This window comes from Shewanella sp. SG44-6 (assembly GCF_014164185.1).
GTDB classification, from domain to species: domain Bacteria; phylum Pseudomonadota; class Gammaproteobacteria; order Enterobacterales; family Shewanellaceae; genus Shewanella; species Shewanella vesiculosa.
The window spans coordinates 24,618-31,526 of record NZ_JACJER010000051.1 but is presented as its reverse complement, the minus strand read 5'-3'; the positions used below and the strand labels follow the sequence as shown (position 1 = coordinate 31,526).

At 40.7% G+C, this 6,909-nt stretch carries 6 protein-coding genes; all 6 read left to right on the top strand.

Annotated features, from left to right (window positions below; genetic code table 11):
* Positions 1-1,348 (top strand): DUF885 family protein (locus H5185_RS11020; protein ID WP_182742094.1); only part of this gene is annotated, 1,348 nt, incomplete at its 5' end.
* A gap of 93 nt (positions 1,349-1,441) precedes the next feature.
* Positions 1,442-1,720 carry a peptidylprolyl isomerase gene (locus tag H5185_RS11015; protein WP_124016395.1) on the top strand — a complete coding sequence of 93 codons (279 nt, stop codon included), beginning with the start codon at positions 1,442-1,444 and terminating at the stop codon, positions 1,718-1,720.
* A gap of 69 nt (positions 1,721-1,789) precedes the next feature.
* Positions 1,790-2,326, top strand: coding sequence for a GNAT family N-acetyltransferase (locus tag H5185_RS11010; protein ID WP_182697035.1), 537 nt, complete (start codon positions 1,790-1,792; stop codon positions 2,324-2,326).
* Between the two features lie 196 nt (positions 2,327-2,522).
* Entirely contained in the window at positions 2,523-2,762 is a 240-nt protein-coding gene (locus tag H5185_RS11005; RefSeq protein WP_011638067.1) for a FeoA family protein, read from the top strand.
* The gene (gene feoB / locus H5185_RS11000; protein ID WP_182742093.1) at positions 2,755-5,067 is read left to right on the top strand and encodes a Fe(2+) transporter permease subunit FeoB; all 2,313 of its coding nucleotides are present in this window, start codon (positions 2,755-2,757) and stop codon (positions 5,065-5,067) included. Before H5185_RS11005 ends, feoB begins: the two co-directional genes overlap by 8 nt.
* Positions 5,068-5,225: 158 nt before the next feature.
* Entirely contained in the window at positions 5,226-6,896 is a 1,671-nt protein-coding gene (gene glnS / locus H5185_RS10995) for a glutamine--tRNA ligase (RefSeq protein ID WP_182697033.1), read from the top strand.
* The last annotated feature ends 13 nt before the right edge of the window (positions 6,897-6,909 follow it).

Sequence of the window (6,909 nt, the reverse complement as noted above, 5' to 3'; positions counted from 1 at the left end):
ACCATTTAAGACGGTAAAAGATTATCAAAATTGGTTGGCTCGTTTACGTGGATTTATTAACTGGACCAAGCTTGCCCAACAACGAATGGACGAGGGCATCGCTAGCAAAGTCGTATTACCACGAGTACTTGTGGAGCGCATCATTCCTCAGTTAGATGCTCAACTTGTTACGGATGCACAGAGTAGTATATTTTATTCACCGATAAACTTGCTACCAGATGATTTTACTGCGGAACAAAAATCACAACTTACTACTGAGTATACTCAACTCATCAATGCCGAATTATTACCTGCTTTAACTCAGTTGCGTGATTACGTAAAGAATGATTATTTACCAAACTCCCGTGCTTCTGATGGTTGGTGGGGATTACCTAATGGTAAAGACTGGTATCAGCATTTAGCCAATAGTCACACAACTACCACTTTGCCTGTCGATGAGATACATCAAATTGGATTATCTGAAGTTGCGCGTATTTTATCCGAAATGGACAAAGTTAGAGTACAAGTTGGTTTCAGCGGTGATCTAAAGGCATTTTTTGCCTCTTTATCTTCAGAACCTCAGTATTTCTTTACAGATAGACAAGATTTAATTGATGGTTATATGACCATTAAAAATAGAATTAATCAGGTGTTACCGCAGTATTTTAATGTGATGCCAAAGGCCGATTATATTGTTAAACCAGTAGAAAGTTTCCGTGAACAGTCGGCAGCAGGTGCATCATATGAATCTCCTGCTGTGGATGGCTCTCGTCCGGGGATCTTTTATATCAATACTTATAACTTAAAAGCGCAGCCGAAATGGGGAATGACAACCCTTTCTTTGCATGAAGCTTCACCTGGTCACCACTTTCAGATTTCAATTAAGCAAGAGTTGACCGAGGTGCCGCAATTTCAACGCTTCCAAGGTTATACTGCGTTTGAAGAAGGTTGGGCACTGTATTCAGAGTATTTAGGTGTTGAAATGGGCCTCTTTAACGACCCTTATCAGTATTTCGGTAAGTTATCAGATGAAATGCTTCGAGCTATGCGATTAGTGGTTGATACAGGTCTTCATGCCAAAGGTTGGAGTCGTGAGCAAGCTATTCAATACATGATGGACAACTCACCAATGGCAGAGTCCGATATCATTGCTGAAGTAGAGCGTTATATGGCAATTCCTGGTCAAGCCTTATCATACAAAGTGGGGCAACTGACAATTTTAAGATTGCGTGCTGATGCCGAAAAAGCGCTTGGCGACAAGTTTGACCTTAAAGCTTTTCATGACCAGTTGTTAACGTCAGGTTCTTTACCTATGGCGGTGATGGAAAACAAGATTGCTGATTGGATTGAATCTGAATCAACCAAATAATGTTGCACAAGTTTGGTGACTAAATGGTGTCATCATTTTGTCATTATGTTAGTGTTATTTTTTAGTAGATATTACATTTATAGGAGCCATATCATGGTACAAGCAACAGCTAGACACTTACTTGTGAGTAATCAGGAACAATGTGAAACACTTAAGCAACAGATCGAAGCCGGCGCCGATTTTGCTGAGATTGCTAAGGCAAACTCTTCTTGCCCGTCTGGAGCACAGGGTGGTGATTTAGGTTCTTTCGGTCCTGGCATGATGGTCAAAGAATTTGACGAAGTAGTGTTCAGTGCGCCGTTAAATGTTGTTCAAGGACCTGTAAAAACTCAATTTGGTTATCATTTACTTGAAGTGACTAGTCGCGCCTAGTGTGTATTAATTAAGTATCAAAAATGGCAGCCTAGGCTGCCATTTTTCTTGATAAGAAATAGAGGGTGTATGGACATAAATCTTTTTAGCGATCGGTTGATATTACGAAATTTACAAACGAAGGATTGGCCGAACTTTCTTCGCTTGCACCTCGATAAAGATATAAATCAATATATTCGCCTTATTGAATCTGAGTCAGATATCGTTGCTAAATTTGAGCAACGTAAAGCCGCTTGGCAATTTGAATCTGGTGAATGGTTATCTCTGGTCATTGAGCAGATCGACACGAATGAGTTTGTCGGCCTTATTGGCTTTCGATGTGATGATGCTCAATTAAACAGAGCTGAGGTGGGTTACCTTATTGCGCCAGAAAAGCACGGTTTTGGATTCGCTACTGAAAGCTTGCGAGCCGTAACCGACTGGGGAGCTTTGCAATTTAATATGCATAAATACATCGGTATTTGTGACCAACACAATACCGCTTCACGTAGAGTCCTTGAGAAAGTCGGTTTCATTCTTGAAGGAACGTTAAGACATAATAACTGTATTGATCAAATATGGTCAGATGATTGCTACATGGGATTGTTGACAGCGCAAAGAGAGTAACGCTTTTACTCATCGCGTCTTTAAATAAAATTAAATCTTCTTGGTACTATATTCTAGCGTGCATTTGTCACATAATACGTAATACAACTGAAAACTATTCTCGTTAACAAGTGAAACTTTGATCTAGATTTGAGTTTGACTGGTTCAGTTCAGATAAAATTTTTAGCGTTATTAATGTTGTTGAAGGTAGTGTTACATGAAGCTGAGTGAACTTAAGCCAGGTGATCAGGCAATTATCTCTGAAATCGGTCAATTAACTTTACCGCAAACGGTTAAACGTAAATTGTTATCCATGGGCATTACTCCCAACACTCGTTTTCATTTTATTCGCCGTGCCCCTATGGGCTCGGGTGTTGAGTTAGATTTACGTGGCAGTAAACTATGTATGCGTTGTGATTTAGCCGATATTATCGAGGTAGTTCTAAAAAATGACTAAACAATTTCATTGTGTCACTGTGGGCAATCCAAACGCGGGTAAATCGACTCTTTTTAATGCCCTTACTGGCGCTAGCCAGCAGGTGGGTAATTGGTCCGGTGTTACCGTAGAAAAGAAGACTGGGAAGTTTAGTGACTCTGGTATAGATATTTTTCTCACCGATTTACCCGGTATTTATGATTTATTACCAGCCGGAAATAGTTGTGATTGTTCACTCGATGAACAAATTGCGCAAGCGTATCTTTCAAACCAACAAGTGGACGCTATCATCAACTTAGTTGATGCAACCAATGTTGAGCGTCATCTGTATTTGACTACCCAATTACGTGAGTTAGGCATTCCTATTATCGTTGTCATTAATAAAATTGACGCAGCGAAAAAGCTGGGGATTAACATTAATGTTGACGACATGTCGGTCCGCCTCGGTTGTCCTGTCATTGCAATTTGCTCTCGAAATCAAGCCGATGTTAAGCATCTACAAACTGAACTATTGTCATTATTGAAAAAAGGTAATACCGCAGCATCTTTATTATTGCAGTATCATGCTGATATAGAAGCAAGTGTTATTGCTTTACAGATACAAAATGATGCACAAGGACTTGCAGAGCTAAGTCGTGGACAAGCACTGGCTATTTTAGCTAACAGCCATGGTAATGACTGTGGTTCCAGTGAAACCCAATTACATGACACGGTAAGACAATGTACTCAACGGGTTGAACAAGCCGGTCAAGACATCGATATTATGATCGCCACCACCCGTTATGATTTTGTTCAACAGGTGTTTGAGGCATCAGTAAGTACCGGCACACATGTTAGTGTCACCGATAGGCTTGATAAAGTCGTGTTACATCCACTGCTGGGTATCCCTATCTTCTTGTTTATCATGTACCTAATGTTTTTATTTAGTATTAATGTTGGTAATGCATTTATTGATTTCTTTGATATTACTGCTGGCGCTATTTTTGTGGATCATTTTGGTGCCTTGTTGTCGTCAATAGGCTCGCCAGATTGGATTGTAACCATTTTGGCTGGCGGCGTTGGCCAAGGTATTCAAACTGTTGCGACCTTTATTCCTGTTGTTGCGGCACTATTTTTGGCTCTCTCGGTACTTGAAGGCTCAGGCTATATGGCTCGAGCAGCTTTTGTTGTTGATGGTCTAATGCGTCGCATTGGTTTACCGGGTAAAGCTTTTGTGCCTATGATTGTTGGTTTTGGTTGCTCGGTGCCTGCCATTATGGCAACGAGAACCTTAGGCAGTGAGCGTGAACGTATCGTTACTGGAATGATGGCGCCATTCATGTCTTGCAGTGCTCGGCTACCGGTTTATGCATTATTTGCCGCGGCATTTTTCCCGCAGTCTGGTCAAAATTTAGTATTTTTACTGTACATTATTGGTATTTTTGCCGCGATTGGTACTGGGTTATTATTACGAAAAACAGTTTTGCCTGGAACCAGTAGCGCTGTTGTCATGGAATTGCCAAGTTATGAAATGCCTAAATCTAAAGCGGTTTTCTCTCGCACCACGAAACGCACTAAAAGCTTTATTATGGGCGCAGGTAAAACTATCATTATCGTCGTCACACTGCTTAACTTTATCAATGCTATCGGTACTGACGGCTCCTTTGGACATGAAGATAGTAAAGAATCTATGCTCAGTGTTGCCAGTCAACAAATTACCCCATTGTTTAGGCCTATGGGAATAGAGCAAGATAACTGGGCGGCAACTGTAGGTATTATCACCGGTATTTTTGCTAAAGAAGCTGTCGTCGGTACATTGAATAGTTTATATAGCAATGATGAAGGCGAACAAGTTGAACTGGTTTCAATTTGGGATAGCGTCAAAATAGGTTTAGCCACTATTCCTGCAAATTTACTTGGTATTGAGGCTGGTGATCCATTATCGATTGCTATAGCGGGTATTAGTGATTTAGATGAAGCTGCCATCGCATTATCTGTTGACTCTACGACCTTCAGTGCGCTGCAAACGGGCTTTAAAAGTCAGATAGCGGCGTTCTCATACTTGTTATTTATTTTGCTTTATACCCCGTGTGTGGCGGCTATGGGAGCTTTGGTGCATGAGTTTGGTACCAAATGGGCGCGTTTTGCTGCTATTTGGACATTCTCATTAGCCTACGGCTCAGCTACAGTTGTATATCAAGGGGCTACCTTTACTCAGCATCCTCTGCAATCTGCCAGTTGGATCGGCTTTTTCGTTATGGCTTTGATTGGTTTTTATTTTTGGTTAAACAAAAAGGGCAGAAAGGCTCAACAAATTATTCCTGGAATACGCATTATCACTGAGTAGTTAAGCTAAAACGTTTTGATTTACTCGATAAACCCAGCAAAGCTGGGTTTATTTGCTTTATCGGGTTAACTTTTTCAAGCCTAGGAGTTGTAACTACATAAGATCTGTAGGATCATCTATTTTTATTCATATTGCCATTGTGCGCCAAGAGGAATTCCATGAGTCATATGGACACTGAAGTACGTCCAAGTAACTTCATTCGTAATATCATAGACGAAGACCTAAAAAGCGGTAAGCACAGCCAAGTACATACACGCTTTCCACCGGAACCAAACGGGTATTTACATATTGGCCATGCTAAATCTATTTGCTTGAATTTTGGTATCGCAAAAGATTACCAAGGTCAATGTAACTTACGTTTCGATGATACTAACCCTGAAAAAGAAGATATTAACTATGTTAAGTCTATTCAGGAAGATGTGCGTTGGTTAGGGTTTGAATGGTCTGGCGATATCCGTTATTCATCAAATTATTTTGACCAATTACATCAGTATGCCGTTGAGTTAATCACCAAAGGTCTCGCTTATGTTTGTTTCTTAAATGGGGAACAAACCAGAGAACATCGTGGTACCTTAAAAGAGCCGGGTAAAAATAGCCCTTATCGTGATACTAGTGTTGAAGAGAACCTCGCATTATTTGAAAAAATGCGTCTAGGCGAATTCAAAGAAGGTGAATGTGCTCTGCGCGCAAAAATAGACATGGCATCGCCATTTATGTGCATGCGCGATCCTATTATTTACCGTATCCGTTTTGCTCACCATCATCAAACAGGTGATAAGTGGTGCATTTATCCAATGTATGACTTCACCCATTGTATTTCTGATGCGATCGAAAATATCACCCATTCGATTTGTACGTTAGAGTTCCAAGATAACCGCCGCTTATATGACTGGGTACTGGATCATTTAGATGATTTTCAAGCACCAAACCGTACTCGTCAATATGAGTTTTCGCGTTTAAATCTTGAATATACTCTGATGTCTAAACGTAAATTAAACGATTTAGTTACCCGTAACTTAGTCGACGGTTGGGATGATCCGCGTATGCCAACTATCGCTGGCCTTCGTCGTCGTGGCTATACTCCTGCATCAATTCGAGAGTTTTGCTTGCGTATAGGCGTTACTAAACAAGAAAACTTAGTCGAAGTAGGCATGCTAGATGCGTGTATCCGTGAAGAGCTTAACGAACATGCCCCTCGTGCAATGGCTGTTTTAAGACCGATTAAAATCGTGATTGAAAACTATCCTAATGCACAACCAGAGGCCATTAAGGCGCCTGCTCATCCTAATAATGAGGCTATGGGCACTCGTGAGTTATTTTTTGGCAAAGAACTTTTTATTGATGTAGAAGATTTTAAAGAAGAGGCTAATAAGCATTTCAAACGTCTTGTACTCGGTAAAGAAGTCCGCCTACGTAATGCTTACATCATCAAAGCTGAACGTTGTGATAAAGATGCTGATGGCAATATCACTACCGTTTATTGTAGTTACGATGCAGATACTTTAGGTAAAAACCCTGCCGATGGCCGTAAAGTTAAAGGCGTGATTCATTGGGTTGACGCGGCAACGGCGAAACCAGCTGAGTTTCGTATCTATGATCGTCTATTTACCAAAGAAAATCCTGCGACGTTTGAAACTGTCGATGAGGTCATTAATCCACAGTCTTTGGTGGTGTTAAATGGCCTAGTGGAACCTAGTTTAGTCAATGCTCCTGCTGAGAAATCTTATCAGTTTGAACGAGAAGGCTATTTCTGCGCAGACAGCAAAGACTCCAGCGCTGATCACTTAGTATTTAACTTAACGGTACCGTTAAGAGATACCTTTGCTTAATGAGTGATGAATG

Coding starts and splice junctions, on each gene's coding strand:
- H5185_RS11015 (WP_124016395.1), top strand. CDS start 1,442: ATGGTACAAGCAACAGCTAGACACTTACTTGTGAGTAATCAGGAACAA.
- H5185_RS11010 (WP_182697035.1), top strand. CDS start 1,790: ATGGACATAAATCTTTTTAGCGATCGGTTGATATTACGAAATTTACAA.
- H5185_RS11005 (WP_011638067.1), top strand. CDS start 2,523: ATGAAGCTGAGTGAACTTAAGCCAGGTGATCAGGCAATTATCTCTGAA.
- feoB (WP_182742093.1), top strand. CDS start 2,755: ATGACTAAACAATTTCATTGTGTCACTGTGGGCAATCCAAACGCGGGT.
- glnS (WP_182697033.1), top strand. CDS start 5,226: ATGAGTCATATGGACACTGAAGTACGTCCAAGTAACTTCATTCGTAAT.